Below are 20,988 nucleotides of genomic sequence, written 5' to 3' on the forward strand. Positions count from 1 at the left end.
CCTATTCGACCGGTTCGAACCGGTAACCGTCCCACTCCTGACTCTCGGGTTCGCGAATGCCCGCCTCGGGGTCCCGCAGTTCCTCACAGTAGACCGGTTCGACCGTATCGCCGATTTCGACGTCCTCGGTGGTCAGCTGCCCGAGCGCGCGCACGGGCGTGCCATCGACATCGAACTCAACGATGGCGAGCGAGTTCGGCTCCCGGACGCCCGGCGGCGTGGAGTAGGAGGTCGTCCACGTCACGACGTCGGCGGTATACTCGCTCAAATCGACCGTCTCGACCGGTTCGCTGCCGTCCGGGCCGACCGGGTGGCCCGGGTACGTTATCGACCCGTCCTCGTAGCGGTAGGCTTCCATCGTCATTGTCGTCCCTCCATGATGACCGTGGTTACGCAGTTCCCGAACCCGCCGACGTTACACGCCAGTCCGACGTCGGCGTCGACCTGTCGGTCGCCCGCTTCGCCGATAACCTGCTTATAAATCTCGTAGCCCTGTGCGACGCCCGTCGCGCCGAGGGGATGGCCCTTCGATTTCAGGCCGCCCGAGGTGTTTATCGGCAGTTCGCCGTCGCGTTCGGTCTCGCCGTTTTCGACGGCTTTCCACGCTTCGCCCTCCTCGGCGAAGTCGAGGCCCTCCATCTGGAGGAACTCCAGAATGGTGAACATGTCGTGGAGTTCCGCCACGTCGACGTCCTCCGGGCCGAGGTCGGCCATTTCGTAGGCCTTCTGGCCGGATTCGACGACGCCGCCCATCGTCAAGGGGTCCGCGCGCTCGTGGACGACGTGGGTGTCGGTCGCGCCCGCGACTCCCGAGACGACCGCGTATTCGTCGGCATACTCCCGAGCCGTTTCGGCCGGACAGAAGAGCAGCGCCGAGGCGCCGTCGGTGATGGGACAGAAGTCGTAGAGTCGCAGGGGGTCGGCCACAAGCGGCGATTCCATGGCCGTCTCCACGTCGATTTCCTTGCGAAACTGCGCGTGAGGGTTCAGTGCGCCGTTGGCGTGGTTTTTGACCGCCACCTTCGCGAGACTCTCACGGGGCGCGTCGTGTTCGTCGAGGTACTTGCGCGCGGTCAGGCCCGCAAACGAGGGCAGCGTCACACCGTGTTTGTACTCGACGGGATGGGTCAGCGAGGCGATGACGTCGGTCGATTCGCCGGTGGTCTTGTGGGTCATCTTCTCGCCGCCGACGAGCAGCGTCATGTCGCTGGCGCCGCTGGCGATGGACTGCCAGGCGGCGTAGATGCCGGCCCCGCCCGAGGAGGAGGTCTGGTCGACGCGTTTCGTGTAGGCCGGCATCGCCGCGAGGTCGTGGGCGAGGGCGTTCGGCACGCCCGTCTGGCCCTCGAACTCGCCGCTGGCCATGTTCGAGACATAGAGATGGTCGACCTCGTCGGACGATACGCCGGCGTCGTCGAGACACGCCTCACCGGCCTCGGCAAGGAGTTCGCGAACCCAGCTATCCCGCTGGCCGAACTCCGTCATCGAGGCACCGATGACTGCTACGTCGGACATGTGTGGGACTGTTCGCGGGCCCACCCTAAGCGTTCGGGACCGATGGCCCACGGAAAACGACCCTTATGTGTTACCACACACCGCTATCGAGCGGAAGGATTTTTGGCCTGCCTAAACAATGGTGAGGTAATGATAGCTCTCGCGTCGGACCGAGCGTCCCTCGGAGGTGGGCCACGTGTCTAGCGGGTCGGCGAACCTGCAGGGTGCCGACGTCGACCTCTCGGTCCCCGAATCCGAACGGACCGTGCTCGAACTCGACGGCATCGAAAAGTCGTTTAATGGCACCCGCGTCATCCGCGACCTCTCGATTTCGGTCGAGGACGGCGAACTCATGACACTGCTGGGCCCCTCCGGCTGTGGCAAGACGACGACTCTCCGTCTCATCGCCGGCCTCGAACGCCCCGACGGCGGCATCGTCCGCATCGACGGCGAGTCCGTCTCCGGGTCGGAGTTCGTCGCGCCCGAAGACCGCGACGTCGGCGTCGTCTTCCAGGAGTTCGCCCTCTTCCCGCACCTGAGCGCGCGCGAGAACATCGCCTTCGGCATTCAGGAATGGGACGAGGCCGAGCGCGAAGAACGCGTCGACGAACTGCTGGAGTTGGTCGGCCTCAAGAGCCACGGCGAGAAACACCCCGAGGAACTCTCCGGCGGCCAACAGCAACGGGTCGCCCTCGCGCGGTCCTTGGCGCCCGAACCGAGCGTCCTCCTGCTGGACGAACCCTTCTCGAATCTCGACGTCGACCTCCGTGTCGAGATGCGCGAGGAAGTCCGTTCCATCCTCAAGAAAGCCGGCGTCACCGCCATTTCGGTCACTCACGACCAGGAAGAAGCCATGTCCATCTCCGACCGCGTGGCCGTGATGAGCGAAGGCCAAATCGAACAGGTCGGTACGCCCGAAGAGGTCTTCCAGCAGCCGAAATCCCGCTTCGTCGCCGGCTTCCTCGGCCACGCCTCGTTCGTCTCCGGGCGCGTCACGGACGACTGTGTCGAAACCGGTGTCGGCTGTGTCCCGCTGGACCGCATCAACGGCCTCACCGAGGAGTACACCGGTTCGCAGATCGACCTCATGGTCCGACCGGACGACGTGTACGCCGAACCCGCCGACCCCGCCGAGGCGAACGGCGAAGTCGTCCACCGACGGTATCTCGGGCCGACGGTGCTGTATCGCGTCGAAATCGACAGTGGCGACGTCGTCGGTTGTATGCACAACCACGCCGACCAGGTGTCGCTGGACGAACCCGTCTTCGCCAGCCTCGATGCGGACCACGACCTCGCGTGGTTCCCACGCGGCGAGCGGAAGATGGCTGACGGCGGCCAATAAGAAGGCTGTTTTCGCTGTTTTACGGCTATCCGATTACCGAAGGTCGGCCGCACCCGGTTCGATTTCTTCCCGGTGTCGGGTCGCCGGGCTCGCGTAGTCGGTTTCGGGCGGTCGGTCGAAAGGACGGCGTTCGGAGCGGTCGCCGCCGTCGGCGTACAGGGTCGGCGTCTCGGTCGTGGGCGATTCGGGGACGAGCGGTGCGTTGTGAGGTTCGGGTGACTGCATGGTTCTGGTGGGTTGGCAGGGGAATACTCGAAAGGCGATGCTACTCGGAAAATTAGGGGCGTACGCGTACACGTACAGCGGGGAGCATCGCGTATCCAACCCTCATACGCGATTAATAATAAACGTTCATGCTAGTGTGGATTTCGCCGCGGCGAATCTCCGTCAGTCCTCCGAGGGCGGGTAGATGACGATTTCGCCGTCGGCGGCTATCGTGATGTGGTACTCCCCGAGCGGGAAGGTGACCGACCCCGTACAGCGTTCGCTGCCGGGGATGGGCGCAAAGAGCTTTTCGAGGCCGGCGGGGTCGATCTGTTCGTACAGCGGCGGGAGGTCGAGGCCCTCGCAGTCGGCCGCTTCGCTGACCGCATCGAGAACGGCCGTCGAGAGCGACCCTGGACTGCTCCAGTTGTAGTTCGTCCGGTAAACCCCGGATTCGGGGTCGTATTCGACAGGGCCGCCGTCCTCCGTAGTCACGACCGACCCTCACGGATGGAGACACCTGAACCTTTGGTCTGGAAGGGAAGTATCAATAGTCGTCACCCATCTCACTCGAACGTGAGCCTCACGCTCGCTTTCGAGTTGGCCGCCGCCCGCCGCCTCGCGGACCCCGAAGGCGCCGTCGCCGATGCCCGAACATGGAGCGACAACGTCGGGTTCGTGACCGACCGGCCTCCGCACGTCCTCACGAAATTCACCCGCGACAACCACATCCGCAACGATTTCCAGCCGGCAGTCGAGCCAGCGGCCGAGACCCTCGCCCATCTCCTCGACCACTTCGAGACCGACCGATTCGTCCTCGTCGCCACCGAGGCCGATACTGCCCCGGAGGGCTGGGAGTACCAGCACATCGAAGCCGCAGCCGAACGCGCGGACTGGGAACTTCGCGAAGCATCGGCGGGGACGAACGAAAACGAGGAGAACGAGGACACGCACGCGACCCGCGAGCGCGACGACTGGCCGTAACCCGGTTTTCTATATCGCCCGGAACGCGAGCACGGCAGCCATCGCCACGGCGAGCGAGACGAGGAGGTTGTCCGTCCTCCAGGCGACGACTGCGGCCAGCCCCGCGGCGGCCCACTCCGGCGGGCCCCCACCGGCCAACTCCGGCGCAACGATAGCGACGATAATTGCTCCCGGCAGCGCCTCCAAGCCGACTTCGGCGCGTTCGCTCAACTCGATGCGTCCGAGCAGCCAGAGGCCCCCCACCTTCGTCGCGTAGGTGACCAGTACCATTCCCGCAATAACGCCGACTACGAGCGGGTCGAGGTCAATCATGGCGAATCACCGCCACGAGACAGCCGGCGAGGCCACCGAGGAGGATATACCACCGTCCGGGCAACATCTCGGCCCCCAAGATAGCGAAACCGGCCGCAACCGCCCACGGGGCCAGGTCCTCGCGGCCCCGCCAGAGACCGACCGCGATGATCACGAAGATGCCCGTCAGGACGAAATCCAGCCCGTACCGCTTGGGGTTGCCGACCGCGCCCCCGGCTGCGGCGCCGATGGCCGTCGTCGCGACCCACAGAACCCAGATGGAGAGGCCGGCACCGAGCAGGAACCCGCCACGACCGGACCCTGTCCGGAGGTCGGCGATGGAGAGTGCCCAGCTTTCGTCGGTCACGAAAAAGAGGCTCCCGTAGGACTGCAGCGGCGACAGGTCCTCGAACCACGGCCGGAGCGATGCGCCCATCAACACGTAGCGGAGATTGACCACGAGCGTCGTGACGACGATAGCGACGACGGGCAGCGGCGCGTCCCACAACTCGACGGCGATGAGTTGGGATGCGCCAGCGAGCACGGTCGCGCTCATCAACGTTGCCTCGGCAACCGAGAGACCGGCCTGTCGGGACAGAACGCCGAAGGCAATACCGTAGCCGCCGACGCCGACCGCGACGGGGAGACAGGTCCGAAACCCCGCGACGACGTCCGACCGCTCGAAGGAAACCGACATACGATAGTGTCGTCTTCGCTCCCGCTTGGATGTTGCGTGAGGCTGAAACGCAATACCACGGTTTCTCACATCGGACACAACCGACCTATGGCAGCGGGACTGAACCCCTCGAATGTCGTCTCTCACACATCGCTGAGCCCCGCCATTCGATATATCAATATACAATTTATGAGTTGCATCTACAGCAGTGATAAGTGGTAAACAATCCAACAATAATTATTTGACATTTTGAAATCTGTAGTTTCGAGAGGTTTGAGAACAATACAGGAAGCAGGGAGTCGCTATCGTAATAGGTGCTGTATAGCGTTCTGAGCGGGTGTGTCGTCAGGCTGCTGGAACGCCTACGAGAATACCAAGATGCGTACAGCAAGGCAGAGGGCCCGATACTGAAGGCTATTTCCCACCGCCCTGTCTGGAAGGTAAGTGGTGTATCCGCCCCCAACAACGTGAACGACGGCAATAGCCACGGTTCTGGCTGAAATACGTTCGATATCGACAACCCACCTCAGCAATCTCACGTTGTTCGATGAGGAGAGTCACCCCCGTACGACTATCGGCCAGTATTCGAACCGGCCTACGACAGGCACCTGTAAGGGTCTTAAAAGCCAGTTGCTGCCCCTATAGGGATGTTAGTCAGTATAGAGCCAGGAGGCGAGGCAAGCCCAGAGCCTTCTGCTACGCATGCCACCTAAAGGAGGTTCAGAAACTGAGTCGGCTTCGAGAAGGTACTATCAGGTAACCCAACCACCGATGCCAACCGATTCACCCCTCGGCCCCACTTCAGAGCATAGCAACGAAACAGATTGTTCGGTCGACGAGTTACCGAATGTAGATCCAGCAAGAGCTTCGGATGCTACTCGAACCGGATTCTGACCACGAGATAGCGACAGGTTTATCTAAATTTTATCGTCCAATATAGCCCCCATAGTAGAAATATGAATTAGATACGCCGATAACCACCCACCACCCACCGATTTTGGAACCCATATTCGTTGATAAGGGTCTTTATCGGCGTGTCTGACGTAAATTGATAATCCCCCCGTTCGATGGGCGGAACATGAGCAGTGACGGTGAGCGCGTCTCGGTTCAGACCTACGTGTCGTCGAGTCAACGAGAGTTGTGGCGCGAGGAAGCCGACGACCTCGATATGAGCCAGGCCGAGTACGTTCGAACGATGATTCAGGCCGGACGGCGGAGTTTCAGCCTCGATACGGCCGATTCTTTAAATACCGAACCCCGAAACGCCGACGAACCCTCTTCTTCCAACGCTACCCCTGGGGTCGACGGTCTAAAAGACCGCATCCTCGACGTCCTCGATTCGGAAGAGTTCGCCGATTGGGACACGCTCCTGGCTGGCGTGACCGACGATATCGAGGAGCGACTCGAAGAAGCGATTCAGGAACTGGATGCAGAGGGTCGTATCAAGCACTCCCCACGACGTGGATACACGGTGGTCGACGATGGTCGTTGAGGAACAGGCTGCGGAACCGGAGCCGGACGACCCCGTAGCCTACTTCCTGCAGGACATGACCTTCCACGGACGAAGCGAGCGTACCCGCGAGGCCTACGAGCGTGTCCTGCGGGGCTTCGAATCCTTCGTCGTCGGCCAACGCGGCACCTCGCTTCCGGACGCCACCCAGCGGGAGTGTATGGCCTGGGTTCACTCCCTGCGGGGGGACCACGCGTCGAGTACGGTCGCCTCCTATGCCTCCTACGTCCACCGGTTTTACGCCTATATGACCCAGGTCGGGACCTTCGAATCGAACCCGATGGCGCTGGTGACCGAGGAGATGGACGAATCCATCGATACAGACCCCGCACGCCGGGAAATCTCGGTCGAGGAGATGCGGGCGTTCGTCGCCGCCATCTCCCATCCCTTGGAGCGGGCACTCGTCGGGACGCTGCTAAAGACCGGGATGCGTGTCGGCGAATGCTGTAACCTCGACTTACGAGACGTCTACCTCAATGATTCGGAGGTTCAGGCAGCCTACGACGTCGACCCGCGAGCGGCGCTCGACGGCCGGCCGAATTCGATTTACGTCGCCAGCGAGCCGGCCCGCGGCGAGGTGTACAACGGCGAAGAACGAACAGCGTCGAACAAGCGCAAACGTGACACCGTGATTCCCATCGATTCGGAGCTGAAACGCCTGCTGAAGGCGTGGCTGGCGATTCGGCCGGATACCGCATCCCCGGCACTGTTCTGCTCGACGAGCGAATGGGGCACCCGAACGACGCCTTCGATGGTGCGTTCGACCGTCGCCGAACGGGCCGGTGAGCGCGGTTGGTATCGCGAGGGCGGCGATGCCGAGGAGAACGTTACTCCCCACTACTTCCGGCATTTCTTCACCACGCATCTCCGGGACAGAACCGGGGACAGGGGCATCGTCAAGTACCTTCGCGGCGACGTCGCCAGCGACATCATCGATACCTACACCCACAACTGGGGCGACAGGGTCCGCGACGTCTACGAGACGAACATCTACAGTCTCCTCTGACACTGGATAGAGGGTCGAAATCCCGTATTTCCCGCATCTCTCCCAATTTTGTTGTATCTATTAGGACAATATTCTGTCGCATACTCACGTTATAAACTGTATGGTGCTATATAGAATTGAATTTCAGTGGCCACACGAGAGAATGTCCAAAATACAACAGAGGGAGCCGCTACCATCGGATATCCGAACCGTGCACCGCCACCGGCTTCGACGCACCAAAAGTTAACATCGGTTCGACTACCGTCTCCGGATGACGAATGGCCGCCGAAACCCAGTCGTGTTCGTTTTCGCTCGACCCGGATGCCGCAGATTACGACCATCCAGCCGGTGAACTACCCGATGGGGATATCGAGGACGGCGAGTGGACCTGTCCCCACGAATCGCTCGACGGCTCCGACCGGTGTCTCATCCATCTCGACCCCGGGGAACGGCCGGCAGATATCGACGAGACAGCCTGGTTTCTGAACGCCATCGAGGCGAGCGAACGGCAGGACAACCAGCGTACCACACGTCATCGAAAGCAGTTCATCGGCGGGCGGTTTCGGAACCTCGACCTGGGGTCGACGGTCATCGACGGGACCGATAACTACCCGCTGGATTTCAGATACGCCCACATCGGGACTCTCGATTGCTCCGACGTGACGATTACCCACGATATCGACCTCGGCCTCGCGCGGGTGAGCGGCACCGTCTCGATGGATGGCAAATACGAGGAGATTCGCGGTGTCGGTGGGCAGTTCAACGACGTGGTTCTGGACGGCGTGGAGGTTGAAACGGTTGATTTCCGGGATGCCTGTATCGATACCGTCTCCATCGAAAGCGGCACGGTCGAGCGCTGTGATTTCCGACATGCCGCCGTCCGGGATTTCGACGGGGGCGAAGCGACCTTCGATCGCGTGAACTTCGATTTCGCCACGGTCGGTGCGTTGGCCTGTCCGTTCGCGGAGTTCGGAATGGTCGATTTCGACAGCGCGACGTTCGAACTCGCGGACTTCTACTTCGCCGAGTTCGGGCAGGCGGATTTCCGCGGCATCGCCATGGACGAAGCCGTGTTCAAGGGCGTCGACATGGATGGCGGCTATTTCAACGAGAGCAGTTTCGGCATCTCGAACTGGATCGGCTTCGATACGGGCAACGCCTACTTCAACGGGAGTACCTTCGACGAAGTCTCCTTCAGAGGGTGTGGCCTCGGCTCCGCGTCCTTCCCGGATTGCCATTTCGGCTGGGCGAACTTCCAGGAAGGCGAACTCGGTGACGCCGACTTCAGCAAATCGACGCTCGAACAGGTCTCGTTCCGCGGCGCGACGTTCGAGGGAATGGCTGATTTCCGGGATATCGACGTGGCCGGCGCATTGAACTGCCGAGATACGGTCTTCGAGGACCTCCGTATCCGTCCGGACTGTCGGCGACCGCCCGGTGACGCGCTAATCGCTCTGGACAGGAGCGAGATACCCGACGGAGTCCTCGAACAACCGGATAGCGGCCGGGCGATCTACGACCTTCGAGACGCGGTGGTCGGTGATATTGCCTTCGAGAACGGCACGCGCGACGACCCACTTATCGACAAGATTCGGTTTCTCCGGACGGAGTTCGACGGCTTCGATTTTCGGGATAGCGACGACCTCGACCTCAAGCCCAGCGCCTACGCCATCCATCGGATGTTCGACGGCGCGGAGACTCTTGCCTCCCGGCTGCTTCGCTACGGGCTCGTTCTGACAGAAATCCGAACCCGAGAGGAAGCGCCGATGCCATCCGAACGAACTAACGACGACGGTTTGCGCGCTCGCGCATGGGATGCCACCGACCCCCACGGCAAATCCTCGGCCGCGCGACCGGTCTACTCCGAAATTCCGCCCGGCGACCTGGAGACGACCTACCTCTTGGCCAAGAACGGCGCGAACGCGCGCAACGACAACGAACCGGCCTCACAGTTCTTCATCCGCGAGATGCGACAGCGTCGGTACCAACACGCTGGCCTGTTTGCGGATGCGGACACGCTGGGTGGACGGGTCAGACACGCAACGAACTGGATCCAGAACGGAACCCTCGGGATGACATCCGGGTACGGGGAGCGTCCGGGGCGCGTCATCTACACCTCCGCGGCGATAATCTCGGTGTTTACCGGGATTTACTATGCACTCGCGCCGAATCTCTATCCGTCCGCTGCGGATTACGCCATCCTGAGTATCGGTTCCTTCGTGACCCTCGTCGTCGGGCGCGCTGCGGAGATTCCCGTCACGTCCCTGAACCTCCTGAGCCAGATCGAGGCGTTCCTCGGCGCGTTCCTCATCGCGCTGTTCGTCTTCACGCTCACGCGATCCATACACCGTTAATTGCTATATTTAATACGCCCCGACGCGGGGTGTTTTTGACCGATGGCCCGCATCCAGTAGGCATGCCGAAGGATACCCGCGAGTTGCCACGGCAACTGGAAGCCGCCTTCGAGGATTTGCAGTACCCCATCGAGGACGAAGCGGATTTCGCCGCGGTGTTTCCCGACTGGGCGAGTCGGCGCGTCGAAACCGACGACGTGTCGCTGTCGCCGAGCGAACTGTATCGAGCGCTCCCGGACGACGAGTTCCCGTACGAAACGGCCGACGAACTGATAGCCGCGCTGTTGTCCGAACTCGATTACGAGGCGTAACTACGCCTCATCCAGCAGGCCGTTCAGTAACGTTTTGGCGAGGCCCTTATCGAGCGGGTCGTTGGCGTTGCCGCAATGTGGCGACTGGACACAGCCCGGACAGCCGTCCTCACAGGGACAGGAGGCGAGCATATCTCGGGTCGTTTCCATCAGCCCCTCGATATCCTCGTATCCGGTCCGAGCCAAGGCGACACCGCCCGGATAGCCGTCGTAGATGAAAATCGTCGCGGCGCCGGTGTGTGGATGCAGCGGCGTCGAGAGCCCGCCGACGTCTCGCCGGTCACAGAGCACCGTCGTCGGGAACATCGAAATCATGGCGTGCTCGGCGGCGTGAATCCCGCCGGGAAGGTCGCCGCCTGCTTGTAGCGCCTCCTCCATATCGGGCGGCAGCGCGAAGTAGAGCGCCCGCGTCCGGAGGCTGGTTTCGGGCAGGTCCAGTTCCTCGCTGCCCATCGGCTGACCGCTGGAGGAATCGAACCGCTGGAAGCCGGTAATCTGCTTGCGCATCTCGACTTCGGCGAACCGGACGGTTACGTCCCCACGGGTATCGAGCGGTTGTGCGGTGAGGTCCTCCTCGACGGTGATGGTCTTGTCGTGGAGCACCCGGGTGAAGTAGTCGGCCCACGTCGTCTGGAGTTGGGCGACGTCGTGGGTCAAATCCAACTCGGTCACCTCGTAGGTTCGGCCCTGATGGTGATAGATGGCGCCGGGATGGGCGTCCCGAAGCGCGTCGTCGAAGGAGAGTTTCGCGATAGTGTCGCCGTTCGGGCCTCGCAGTTGGATTTCCCGGTCGTCGACGGTCCGCAGGCTCATGTCGTACTGTGGCTGTGGGCCGTCGTTGAGCCAGCGAACGCCCTCGCTCGTCTCCCGACGCGAGAGCAATCCGTCGTCGGTCAGGTCGCCGACCACCTCAGGGAAACGGTCGCCGAAATAGCGGTCGTCCTCCGGCCGGAGCCACGACTCGTCGGCGGCCGACCGGACGTGCGGCGGCATGAGCCGGTCGTTTTCGGGGTTCGTGACCGCCTTCTCCGGACTGCCCTCGAAGAACGCCTCCGGATTGGACATCAGGTACTGGTCGAGTTGGTCCTCGCCGGCGACCATCGCGACAAGCGAGGGGTCGGTGCCACGACCCGCACGCCCGGCCTGCTGGAAGGCGGCCATCCGGGTGCCGGGATACCCGTCCAGTATCACTGCGTCGAGGCCGCCGATATCCACGCCCAACTCAAGGGCGTTCGTACTCCAGACGCCGCGGACGTCGCCGGACTGCAGGCCCGCCTCGATTTCCCGCCGACGGTCGTCGGTCAGTGCGGCCTGATAGGCCTCGATATTCCGCGCGAGGTCGGCCTCGCCGCGGTCCCGGAGCGTGCTGGCGCTCTTGGAGGCGTACCGTTCGGCCGTCTGTCGCGCGCTCGTGAAGACGAGCGTCTGGTAGCCCCTCGAAACGAGGTCACAGAACAGCCGCTCGGTTTCGGTGTGGCTGGAGCGTCGGCGGCCGCCGCCGGCCTCGTCGCTGCCCCAGCCTCCCTCGTCGTACTCCGGCGGGTTCCACAGCAACCAGTGGGTCGGCCCCGTCGCGCTGTCGTCGGTATCCACCAGTCGGATGCCGTCGGGGTCACGGCCCGTCACCGTCGCGGCGTGCTCGACGGGATTGCCGATGGTCGCCGAACAGCAGACGAAGTCGGGGTCGGCGCCGAACTCCTCGCAGAGGCGTCGAAGCCGCCGGAAGACCAGCGAAACGTGGCTGCCGAAGACACCGCGGTACTCATGGACCTCGTCGACGACGACGGTTTCCAGCCGCTCGAAGAACCACTTCCAGAGCCGACGGGCATGCGGGAGGAGGCCGTAATGCAGCATATCGGGCGTACACAGCAGCACGGTCGGTTGACGCTCGCGAACGGCCTCCTTCTCGCTTCGGGACTGCCGGCCGGTGTACTGGTCGACGGTGACGCCGCTGCCGAAACCGAGGCCGTCGGCGAGGGTCGACAGCGTCTCGGTCTGGTCGTTGATGAGAGCCACCTGCGGGGCGAGATACAGCGTCGTCGCGCGGCCGTCCATCGCCCGCTCGAAGGCGGGGACGGTGTAGGCGAGGCTCTTGCCGCTGGCCGTCTCGGTGGCGATGACGGCATCGTCGCCGTCACGGACGGCTTCGATTGCCTGTGCCTGATGGCGATAGAGGCGGTCGATGCCGCGGTCTTCGAGGGCGCTTGCGAGGCGGCTATCGAGGTCGATATCGGCGAATCGAGGGTCGCTCCCGGGAAGCACTTCGTGGGCGCGAATCTGGTCCTCGTAGTAGGGGCGGTCCCGAAGCCACGCGACGGTTTCGTCCACGGGCGTTGTAGCGGCCGGCCAGTCCTAACGGTTCCGCCTGCGGCGCGTTCTTCGCCGACATAAACCGTCCCGTCTAATGAAGGGCCGGACTGACGTGGCAAAGCGCTATTGGGACTTCTCATACTGGGGTTCGACATGCGTTACGTCGAGTTACAGATACGGCCCGAAGGACGGCGGTGGTTCCATCCGGTCGACGAACACATCGCCAAGGACCCGGACCTTCGCCACGGGCCGATTCACAACTACAACCTTCTCGACGACGGAACGGTCGTCCTCCTCTATGAAATCTACGGGCCGAAGGACCGCATCGACGAACTGCTCGAAACACACGGCACGGGCCTGAAACGCGACACCACGAAAGTCTCGGAGAACACCCTCGTGTGGGCCCACCTTGACCCCAGCGAGGTGGTCGGCGACCTGTTCGAACTCACGAACCACTACAGCATCGTCGTCGATACGCCCATCCGGTTTACCGACAACCACAGGCTCGATATCGTCATCGTCGGCGACCCCGCCGTCATCCGCGAGATGTTCGAGGACGCCCCCGAGAACGCACAGGTGACAGTCGAGAAGACCGGCGATTACCAGCCGAAAACCGAGCGGCTCTTTACGGACCTGACCGCCCGCCAGCAGGAGGTCCTCATCGCCGCGCTACGGGCCGGCTACTACGACGACCCGCGCAACGCGACCTACGACGACATCGCTGAGATGGTCGGCTGTAGCGCCACGACGGTCGGCGAACACCTCCGGAAAATCGAGCGGCGCATCATCCGGGAGATCGCGCCCGTAAGCACGTGAGTGCTGACGGGGAGGGGATGCATGTGGCGGTTCGTACAGCACTCGTGTTCCAGACCGGTTGCTGTACGCGGGGGATATGTCGGGTATCCCGCGGTCGAAACCGGGTGACCTCTCGAAATCGGGAGAGTTTATCGGGCCATTCGTCACGAGACAAAGCATGTAATGGCCCCAACTTGTTTACGGACCTGAGGACTACCAACCGCAATGAGTGTAGCGCCGATACGGGTTCTCTGCGTCGACGCCGACGCCGGTTTTGCCGATATGACTGCGGCCTCCCTCGAACGCGACGACCACTTCACCGTTCTCACGGAAACGGATGTTGACGGCGGCCTTGCTCGCCTGGACGAGGAACCCATCGATTGCATCGTTAGTGACTACGAAATGCCCACCATGGACGGTCTCGGCTTTCTCAGGGCCGTTCGTGAGACCAGACCCGAACTTCCATTCATTCTCTTTACTGCCAGAGGCTCCGAAGACGTCGCAGAAAAAGCCATCAGAGCCGGCGTCTCCTCGTACATTCAGAAGGAAGGCGAAAAGAGCAACTTCACCGTGCTGGCCAACCGTATCGAAAACACGGTCAGCCAATACCGCGCACAACAACGAGCCAGCCAACTGGAACGGAAATACGAGTTGGTCGCCCAAACAGCAACCGACGCCTTCTGGACGGTTGACCCACAATCGAACTCGGTTACGCTCAGCGACGGCATCGAACAGTTCGGATACGCCCCCGATACGGACCTCGACAGGGAGTGGTTTTTCGAGCGGATACATCCCGATGACCGTGACCGGATTCGCCAACACGACGACAAACTCTTCCAGCGGGATAAAGCGGCCTTCGATGAACTGACCGACGACCGCGGTCAATATTCGGTCGAGTACCGGTTCCAACGGGAGGACGGGACCTTCGCCGAGTGTCGCGAGCGTGGAACGCTCCTCTTCGAAGACGACGACCCGGTACTGATGGTCGGGACGATGGCCGACATTACCGACCGGAAGGACAGAAAGGAACAGTTGCAGCATTATCGAACCCTGACACAGACGGCCTCAGACGCCGTTGTCAGAATGGACACGGAGAGTATAATCCAAGACGTCAACCCGGCAGTCTCGGGGATATTCGGTTATAGTCCCGACGAGCTGATCGGTGAATCCATCACGAAGGTCATGTCGGATGACATGGCCGAAGACCACCTTCGAGGCTTGCAACGCTATCTCCGAGATGGCGAGCGCAGCCTCGATTGGGAGTATATCGAACTGACCGGCGTTCACGCCGATGGCACCGAGGTACCCGTCACGATTTCGTTTGGCGAATACGAACACGGCGGTGACCACTACTTCACTGGCATTATTCGGGACATAACCGAGCGTAAAGCGCGTGAGCAGAAACTCAGGGAAACCGCCCACCGCCTCGAGGCGATTCTGCAAACAGTTCCCTCCGGTGTCTTCATGTGGGACCTCGATGGCGAAATTTTGCTCTTGAACGAGTTTGCCCGCAAGATAGCTGGGCTGGAGGGTTCGGATGAGATGGTGGAGGGCCGACCCATGACGGGGGTTTTCCCGGAACCGCTCGCCGACCAGGCACACGAAACCCAGCAGCGAGTACTCGACGCGGAAGGTGTCATCGAGGTTGAGGAGGAGGCCTCCGTTGCGGGTGACACCCGGACGTATAAGACACTCAGCGGGCCAGTCTACGACGACGAAGGCGAAATCAAAGCGACCTGCGGAATCGCCACGGACATCACCGATCAGAAGCGACGCCAGCAGGACCTCGAACGGGAGACCGAGCGGCTCGAACGGTTCGCCAGCGTTCTCTCACATGACCTCCGGAGTCCGGTCAGCGTCGCACAGGGGTATCTCGAACTGGCACAACAAGAGTACGACTGTGCCGACCTCGACAAGGTAGAGGAGGCGCTGCATCGCACCGACTCGATTATCGATGACGTACTGACACTGGCCCGTGAGGGAGACAGGGTAACGAACACGACGACAGTATCAGTACAGGACGTCGCTGTCGAAGCGTGGAATTCTGTCGAGCATAGCGCAGCGACGCTCGATATGGCGGATTCACCGTCGGTTCAGTGCGACCGTCAACGGGTACAGCGGCTCTTCGAGAACCTGTTCCGAAACGCCATCGAACACGGAGAGAGTGACGTGACTATCCGCGTGGGAGCGTTGGCCGAGGGTGATGGGTTCTATGTCGAGGACGATGGGCCGGGACTGCCAGACACGGACAGTGACCGGTTGTTCGAGTGGGGATATTCGGCCGATGATGGAACCGGGTTCGGGTTAGCCATCGTCGAACAGATCGTCGAGGCCCACGGGTGGACGATTGCAGCGGCCAATCGGGGCTCCGGCGGTGCGCGTTTCGAGATAGAACTGGGCCAAACCAGTCGATAAAGGAGCCAGCTAACCGGCCGCCTTACCACCAAGAGCGTCAGGCGAACGTTCGTTTCTGTGTACCGTCTACGATGATAGCGCCGTCCCCTTCGATTTGTACGGCATGGTTCGGGAGTTCGAACTGGAGAACCCATGAATCGTCCTCATGGTCGTCCAAACGCCGGATAGCCTCCGTAGAGATCTGGTCTTCGAGGACGATTTCCAACTCCTCCGGCTCCTTGTCTTTCGCGTCCGCAACCGCCGCAGTAAGTTCAGGTAGAAGCGTCACTCCTTGCTTATCAATACGCTCCGAGCGGCAAGTTAGTTTTGATAGATATCCGTATTTACCGCGATGCCAGCGAAGCCAAGACGAGGGAGTAGACGGAGGCATCTATCGGAGCATCGGTCACTCGGTACGCAACTCCGACCGTGTCGATTCATCAGCCCCGCCTATCCGAACCCCCGACCGATAACTACGCATCCCGCTTCGAGAGGTCGATGGTCAGGCCGTCGCGGGCCATTCGCACGTCGCCGTTGAAGTTGGCTTCGACCGCCTGAATCATCTCGTCGTGTTTGCCCTGCGTGTGCGGGTAGAGGTGAGTCAGGTAGACGCGGCCGATGTCGTGGCCAGCAAGCGTTTCGCCGAGTTGCGTCGGCGTCGGGTGGTTGTCGACGTCGACCTCGTCGGGGAACGAGCAGTCGTGCAGCAGGACCGCGGAGCCATCGGCGAGATCCGCAATCGCGTCGCTGGCCTCCGTGTCCGCGGAGAACGTGAAGACGGCATCCTCCGTTTCGAAGCGATAGGCCAGACAGTACATCGAGTGAATCGTCTCGCTGGCCTCGATATCGTAGCCGGCGACGGTATGCTCGCCGGGGCCGATTTCGCGAAAGGTGAGGTCGAAGCGGCCCTCCATGTAGTCGTGGACGCCGAGCAGGTCCTCGACGAGGTCTTGAGTCCCTTCGGGACCGACGATTTCGAGGTCGGTCTCGCCGGCCAGCCAGCGGGCTTTCAGGAGTGCCATGAGGTCCGAGACGTGGTCGAGGTGGTGGTGGGTCAGGAGAACGGTGCCGATGCCCTCGTAGCCCACGTCGGTTTCGGCGAGGCGATGGAGTGCGCCGCTGCCGCAGTCGACCAGCAGGGGGTCGGCGCTGCCGTCGGGGTCCTCCAAGAGAAGGCCGGTCTGGACCCGGTCGCCGGTCGGCATCGCCGCACCCGTCCCGAGGAAAGTCACGCGCATGGTCGGAGCGTCGACGGCCGGCGGCAAGTGCCCTGTGGTGCGGCGCGACAAAACCCACTTGCCCGTCCGGGCCCTCGTGATTCGTAGATGGGGACCGAGGGCGCCGAAGCCGAGGCCGATTCGCGTCGGCTATTGGACAGCTACGACTTCGCGTACGACACCGAGTCGGTCGACATAGACGACGCCGAGGCGTTCGCCCGCCTCGACCCGGCCGTTCGGGAGTGGTGGATCGAGCAGTTCGGCGCGTTCGTCCCCGACAACGGCGGTTTCTTCACGCCCCCGCAGAAGGGTGCGATTCCCCGCATCGACGACGGAACGAACACGCTGGTCTGTGCGCCGACGGGGTCCGGCAAGACCCTCGCGTCCTTTACCGCGATTATCAACGACCTCTTCGACCGCGCCGAGAGCGAGGACGGCCTCGACAACAGCGTCTACTGCCTCTACATCTCGCCGCTGAAATCCCTCGCCAACGACATCCACCGAAACCTCGGCGAACCGCTGGACGGCATCACAGAGAAACTCGACGACCGCGGCGAGTCGGTCGAAATCCGCCACGCTATCCGTCACGGCGACACGAGCGACAGCGACCGCCAGAAGATGCTGCAGGAGACGCCGCACATCCTCAACACGACGCCGGAAACGCTGGCCATCCTGCTCAACAGCCCGAAATTCAAGGAGAAACTGGAGACGGTCGAATACGTCATTGTCGACGAGATTCACTCGCTGGCGGAGAACAAACGCGGCACGCACCTCTCGGTGTCGCTGGAACGGCTGGAACGCCTCTGTGAGACTTCGCCGACGCGAATCGGCTGTTCGGCGACGGTCGAACCGCTCGACACGATGGGCGAGTTCCTCGTCGGCGGCACCTACGACGAGGAATCCGGCGAGTGGACGCCCCGGGAGTACGACATCGTCGACGCCCGCTTCGTCCGGGACTTCGATATCGAGTTGAGTTGTCCGACGGACGACCTCATCAATACGCCGCGAGACGTAGTTTCCGAGCGGTTCTACGGGCAACTCGACGACCTCGTGGCCGACCACACCAACACGCTGGTCTTCACGAACACGCGGTCAGGTGCCGAACGCGTCCTCACTAACCTCCGGGAGCGCGGCGACTACGACGAGTCGAACTCCGGGTGTCACCACGGGTCGATGTCGAAGGGCGAACGGAAGCGTATCGAGGAAGGTCTCAAAAGCGGCGAGTTGGACGTGGTGACGACTTCGACGTCGCTCGAACTGGGCATCGACATGCCACACGTCGATTTGGTGGTGCAGGTCGGCTCGCCGAAATCCGTCGCCGCGATGCTCCAGCGCGTGGGGCGGGCCGGCCATCAACTCGGACAGACGGTCAAGGGTCGCGTCATCGCGCTGGACCGCGACGAACTCGTCGAGTGTGCGGTCATGCTTAAAAAGGCCGAGGAGGGGTTCGTCGACCGCGTGTTCGTCCCCGAGAACGCACAGGACGTCGCCGCCCAGCAGGTCTACGGCATGGCCATCAACGGCCCGCTTCCGGAGGCCGAAATCCGGGAGACGCTGCGGAGCGGCTACCCCTACCGTGCCTACGACGACGCCGACTACGAGTCGCTGTTCCGCTATCTGACGGCCGACTACGACGGGATGGAGGACAAGAACGTCTATCCGAAGGTCTGGCGGGACGATAACGACCCACCGGGCGGGGAGTATCACTACGACGAGTTCGCCCCCGGAACGCCGCTGGTTGGCAAGCGCGGCCGCCTCGCGCGGGTCATCTATATGACCAACATCGGGACCATCCCCGACTCGTTCAGTTGCGACGTCATCGTCCGTTCGGGCGACGAGTGGGTCGGCCAACTCGACGAGGAGTACCTCGACACGCTCGAAAAGGGCGACGTGTTCGTCCTCGGCGGGTCGAACTACGAGTACAGTTATCGCCGCGGGTCGAACGTCTACGTCGACCGCACGAGCGCTCGCGCGACCGTGCCATCGTGGTTCTCCGAGCGATTGCCCCTCTCGTATGACCTCGGCCGCGAGATTCTGACCTTCCAGCGCGAACTGCTGACGCGGTTCGAAGACAGGGGTGCCTCCGCTGTCCGCCGATGGCTCCGGGAGTTCCCGCTGGACGAAAACACCGTCCGCGCTATCACGCGAATGTTCGAGGCACAGGTCGACTACGCCGGCATCGGGAGCGTCTCGACTGACCAGCGCTTGTCTATCGAAGTCGAACTCGACCGGGAGGAGTACCGGCGCAACTACTACGTCCACGCCAACTACGGCCGGCGGTTCAACGAGGGCCTCTCGCGACTGCTGGCCTATCGGTGTGCCCAACAGGCCAACACGAACGTCAAGGTGGCCGTCGCCGACCACGGATTCACCCTCTCGATGCCGCTCAACCGAAAGGTCGACATCGACGGCATCATCGCCGATATCGACCCCGAGGACGTGCGTTCGGACCTCCGGGCCGCCCTTGACGGGACCGACCTGCTCAAGCGTTACTTCCGCATCAATGCTACTCGCTCGTTGATGATTCTGAAGCGGTACAAGGGCCACGAGAAGTCCGCCAGCCAACAGCAGGTCTCCAGCGAGATGCTGCTCGGGTTCGCCGAGGGCAAGGAGAACTTCGCCGTCATGGAGGAGACCTACCGCGAGATCCTGGAGGACAAACTCGCCGTTGGCGCCGTCGAAACCTTCGTCGCGGGCGTCGCGTCGGGGAACATCGACGTGGCCATCCAGCAAGTCGACACGCCGACGCCGCGGGCCTTCGGCCTCGCGACGCTGATGGCAAGCGACGTGGTTCTGGCCGAGGATGAATCGGCCGTCCTGCAGGAGTTCCACGACCGCGTGATGGAGGAAATCGACGAGAGCGACGAAACGAGCGGCGTGAGCGCCGGCACCGACTAACGAAGCAGCGTATTCAGCGCGTCGGGGACGACCAGGACGTCGCTTCCCGGTTCGATGGCGTCCTCGACCGAATCGCGGGCGTGCATGAGACAGTCCCCGACCACGTCAGGCGCTTCGCTGTTCGTCACGTAGACGTCGTGGTCCCGGAGCGCTCGCGCGACGACGAAGGCGCGTTGAGCGCCCGGTTCGTAGCCAGAACGCATCTCTCCGTAGAGCGCCTCGGCGCTTTCGGCGCTGGAGAGCCACTTATAAAATCGTTTCTCACCGGTCCCTTCGCCAGCGCCCTCCGGCAGTTCGGCCGGTACGACGACGCGACCCCCCGCTCGGAGCGGGTTGTTGGCGCCGAGAATCACGTAGGTCGCCGCGCGGGTCGCCTGATAGAGGTTGGCGTCCTTCGGCGAGCCGACGCCAGCGACGACGGCGTCGTATTCGTCGTCGATGTCGACCGACAGCGCTGCTTGAGCGCTCTCTGCGAGGCCCCGAACGACGAGTCGCGGCAGGCCAGCGGTTACGTCCAGAATACCGGCAGGTCCGTGAGTGACGTTTAGACAGAAATCCAGTCCACACAGGTCTCCGGCCTCGTCAACGGCCTCGCGGAACGGGTTGTCATCGATGCGCCCGAGACGAACGCCCTCCTGTGAGAGCATATCCGGGCCGTGCGTGTAGCGAATTAGTGGTTCGCCGCCGGCGCCGATGGCAACCGTCTTGCCGCCGCCGGAGAAGCCGGCGTACTGGTGGGGTTCGACCATCCCTGTCGAGAGCACGCGGTCGGCCATCGCGACGCGGCGGTTCAGTTCGATAGGCGTCCCGTCAATCTCGCCGACTTCGACCGTATCCTCAGGGTCGTGATTCACGGCGAGGTCAGCGTGCTCGCCAAGCATCTCAGCGAGTTCTTCGTCGGTCATCGGCCGATGGAGGCCCAGTCCGACGACGATGGTCACCTGCTCGCGATAGACGCCGACGCGCTGGAGTTCCGCCAGCAGGACGTCGACAAGGGTGTCGTCAGGCGTCGCGCGAGTGATATCCGTGACGACGATGGCGATAGTGTCGTCGGCGGCGACGTATTCGGTGAGTTTCGGGCCGTTCGGTTCCTGAAGTGCCGCCTCCGCAGCCCCCCTGACGTCGATGGCCTCGCCGCCCGGCGGGTCGGCGACCGTCACGTCGCAGTCGGGAAGGGCGACCGAAATCGTGCCGTCCCCGAGGGGGACCTCGAAATCGGTCAT

19 protein-coding genes are annotated in these 20,988 nt (G+C 62.6%); 9 read left to right on the forward strand and 10 right to left on the reverse strand.

Features of this window, described 5'->3' with window-relative positions:
- Position 1: 1 nt before the first annotated feature.
- On the reverse strand, positions 2 to 364 hold the full coding sequence (locus HWV23_RS01080) for an OB-fold domain-containing protein (protein WP_178288626.1): 363 nt from the start codon (positions 362 to 364) through the stop codon (positions 2 to 4).
- Positions 361 to 1,515 carry a thiolase family protein gene (locus tag HWV23_RS01085; RefSeq protein WP_178288627.1) on the reverse strand — a complete coding sequence of 385 codons (1,155 nt, stop codon included), beginning with the start codon at positions 1,513 to 1,515 and terminating at the stop codon, positions 361 to 363. Before HWV23_RS01085 ends, HWV23_RS01080 begins: the two co-directional genes overlap by 4 nt.
- 175 nt (positions 1,516 to 1,690) lie before the next feature.
- Here HWV23_RS01085 and HWV23_RS01090 point away from each other — a divergent pair, with 175 nt between their 5' ends.
- Positions 1,691 to 2,836: an ABC transporter ATP-binding protein gene (locus HWV23_RS01090; protein ID WP_178288628.1), complete on the forward strand. Its 1,146-nt coding sequence runs from the start codon at positions 1,691 to 1,693 to the stop codon at positions 2,834 to 2,836.
- Positions 2,837 to 2,869: 33 nt separating this feature from the next.
- Here HWV23_RS01090 and HWV23_RS01095 read toward each other — a convergent pair whose 3' ends face one another.
- Both HWV23_RS01095 and HWV23_RS01100 read right to left on the reverse strand, forming a co-directional pair.
- Complete coding sequence (locus HWV23_RS01095) at positions 2,870 to 3,061, reverse strand: hypothetical protein (RefSeq protein ID WP_178288629.1); 192 nt, start codon at positions 3,059 to 3,061, stop codon at positions 2,870 to 2,872.
- A gap of 162 nt (positions 3,062 to 3,223) precedes the next feature.
- Positions 3,224 to 3,535: a HalOD1 output domain-containing protein gene (locus tag HWV23_RS01100; RefSeq protein WP_178288630.1), complete on the reverse strand. Its 312-nt coding sequence runs from the start codon at positions 3,533 to 3,535 to the stop codon at positions 3,224 to 3,226.
- 81 nt (positions 3,536 to 3,616) lie between these two features.
- On the opposite strand from HWV23_RS01100, the gene HWV23_RS01105 reads away from it, so the two are divergent.
- A complete protein-coding gene (locus tag HWV23_RS01105) occupies positions 3,617 to 4,024 on the forward strand; it encodes a DUF7124 domain-containing protein (protein ID WP_178288631.1) in 408 nt (135 codons plus the stop codon).
- 9 nt (positions 4,025 to 4,033) lie between these two features.
- On the opposite strand, the gene HWV23_RS01110 is transcribed toward HWV23_RS01105, so the two are convergent.
- Both HWV23_RS01110 and HWV23_RS01115 read right to left on the reverse strand, forming a co-directional pair.
- On the reverse strand, positions 4,034 to 4,336 hold the full coding sequence (locus HWV23_RS01110) for an AzlD family protein (RefSeq protein ID WP_178288632.1): 303 nt from the start codon (positions 4,334 to 4,336) through the stop codon (positions 4,034 to 4,036).
- Complete coding sequence (locus HWV23_RS01115; RefSeq protein ID WP_178288633.1) at positions 4,329 to 5,012, reverse strand: AzlC family ABC transporter permease; 684 nt, start codon at positions 5,010 to 5,012, stop codon at positions 4,329 to 4,331. Before HWV23_RS01115 ends, HWV23_RS01110 begins: the two co-directional genes overlap by 8 nt.
- 1,057 nt (positions 5,013 to 6,069) lie before the next feature.
- On the opposite strand from HWV23_RS01115, the gene HWV23_RS01120 reads away from it, so the two are divergent.
- The 4 genes from HWV23_RS01120 to HWV23_RS01135 all read left to right on the forward strand — a co-directional run bounded on the left by HWV23_RS01120 (position 6,070) and on the right by HWV23_RS01135 (position 10,151).
- Positions 6,070 to 6,483 carry a DUF5805 domain-containing protein gene (locus HWV23_RS01120; protein ID WP_178288634.1) on the forward strand — a complete coding sequence of 138 codons (414 nt, stop codon included), beginning with the start codon at positions 6,070 to 6,072 and terminating at the stop codon, positions 6,481 to 6,483.
- The gene (locus HWV23_RS01125) at positions 6,473 to 7,507 is read left to right on the forward strand and encodes a tyrosine-type recombinase/integrase (protein WP_178288635.1); all 1,035 of its coding nucleotides are present in this window, start codon (positions 6,473 to 6,475) and stop codon (positions 7,505 to 7,507) included. The genes HWV23_RS01120 and HWV23_RS01125 overlap by 11 nt, the downstream gene beginning before the upstream one ends.
- 257 nt (positions 7,508 to 7,764) lie before the next feature.
- The gene (locus tag HWV23_RS01130; protein ID WP_178288636.1) at positions 7,765 to 9,840 is read left to right on the forward strand and encodes a pentapeptide repeat-containing protein; all 2,076 of its coding nucleotides are present in this window, start codon (positions 7,765 to 7,767) and stop codon (positions 9,838 to 9,840) included.
- A gap of 62 nt (positions 9,841 to 9,902) precedes the next feature.
- On the forward strand, positions 9,903 to 10,151 hold the full coding sequence (locus HWV23_RS01135; RefSeq protein WP_178288637.1) for an MTH865 family protein: 249 nt from the start codon (positions 9,903 to 9,905) through the stop codon (positions 10,149 to 10,151).
- Here HWV23_RS01135 and HWV23_RS01140 read toward each other — a convergent pair whose 3' ends face one another.
- A complete protein-coding gene (locus HWV23_RS01140; protein ID WP_178288638.1) occupies positions 10,152 to 12,479 on the reverse strand; it encodes a DEAD/DEAH box helicase in 2,328 nt (775 codons plus the stop codon).
- A gap of 135 nt (positions 12,480 to 12,614) precedes the next feature.
- Here HWV23_RS01140 and HWV23_RS01145 point away from each other — a divergent pair, with 135 nt between their 5' ends.
- Positions 12,615 to 13,277, forward strand: a complete 663-nt coding sequence (locus tag HWV23_RS01145; protein WP_178288639.1) for a helix-turn-helix domain-containing protein — start codon at positions 12,615 to 12,617, stop codon at positions 13,275 to 13,277.
- A gap of 204 nt (positions 13,278 to 13,481) precedes the next feature.
- On the forward strand, positions 13,482 to 15,671 hold the full coding sequence (locus HWV23_RS01150) for a PAS domain S-box protein (RefSeq protein WP_178288640.1): 2,190 nt from the start codon (positions 13,482 to 13,484) through the stop codon (positions 15,669 to 15,671).
- A 37-nt stretch (positions 15,672 to 15,708) separates the two neighbouring features.
- Here HWV23_RS01150 and HWV23_RS01155 read toward each other — a convergent pair whose 3' ends face one another.
- Together HWV23_RS01155 and HWV23_RS01160 are read right to left on the reverse strand one after the other, a co-directional pair.
- Positions 15,709 to 15,939: a HalOD1 output domain-containing protein gene (locus HWV23_RS01155; RefSeq protein WP_211693297.1), complete on the reverse strand. Its 231-nt coding sequence runs from the start codon at positions 15,937 to 15,939 to the stop codon at positions 15,709 to 15,711.
- 184 nt (positions 15,940 to 16,123) lie between these two features.
- Entirely contained in the window at positions 16,124 to 16,888 is a 765-nt protein-coding gene (locus tag HWV23_RS01160; RefSeq protein WP_178288642.1) for an MBL fold metallo-hydrolase, read from the reverse strand.
- 87 nt (positions 16,889 to 16,975) lie between these two features.
- Here HWV23_RS01160 and HWV23_RS01165 point away from each other — a divergent pair, with 87 nt between their 5' ends.
- Positions 16,976 to 19,765, forward strand: a complete 2,790-nt coding sequence (locus tag HWV23_RS01165) for an ATP-dependent helicase (RefSeq protein WP_178288643.1) — start codon at positions 16,976 to 16,978, stop codon at positions 19,763 to 19,765.
- Here the strand turns inward: HWV23_RS01165 and HWV23_RS01170 are convergent.
- Complete coding sequence (locus HWV23_RS01170; RefSeq protein WP_178288644.1) at positions 19,762 to 20,988, reverse strand: lactate racemase domain-containing protein; 1,227 nt, start codon at positions 20,986 to 20,988, stop codon at positions 19,762 to 19,764. The two genes, HWV23_RS01165 and HWV23_RS01170, sit on opposite strands and share 4 nt — an antisense overlap.

It is taken from the genome of Natronomonas halophila (genome assembly GCF_013391085.1).
Taxonomy (GTDB): domain Archaea; phylum Halobacteriota; class Halobacteria; order Halobacteriales; family Haloarculaceae; genus Natronomonas; species Natronomonas halophila.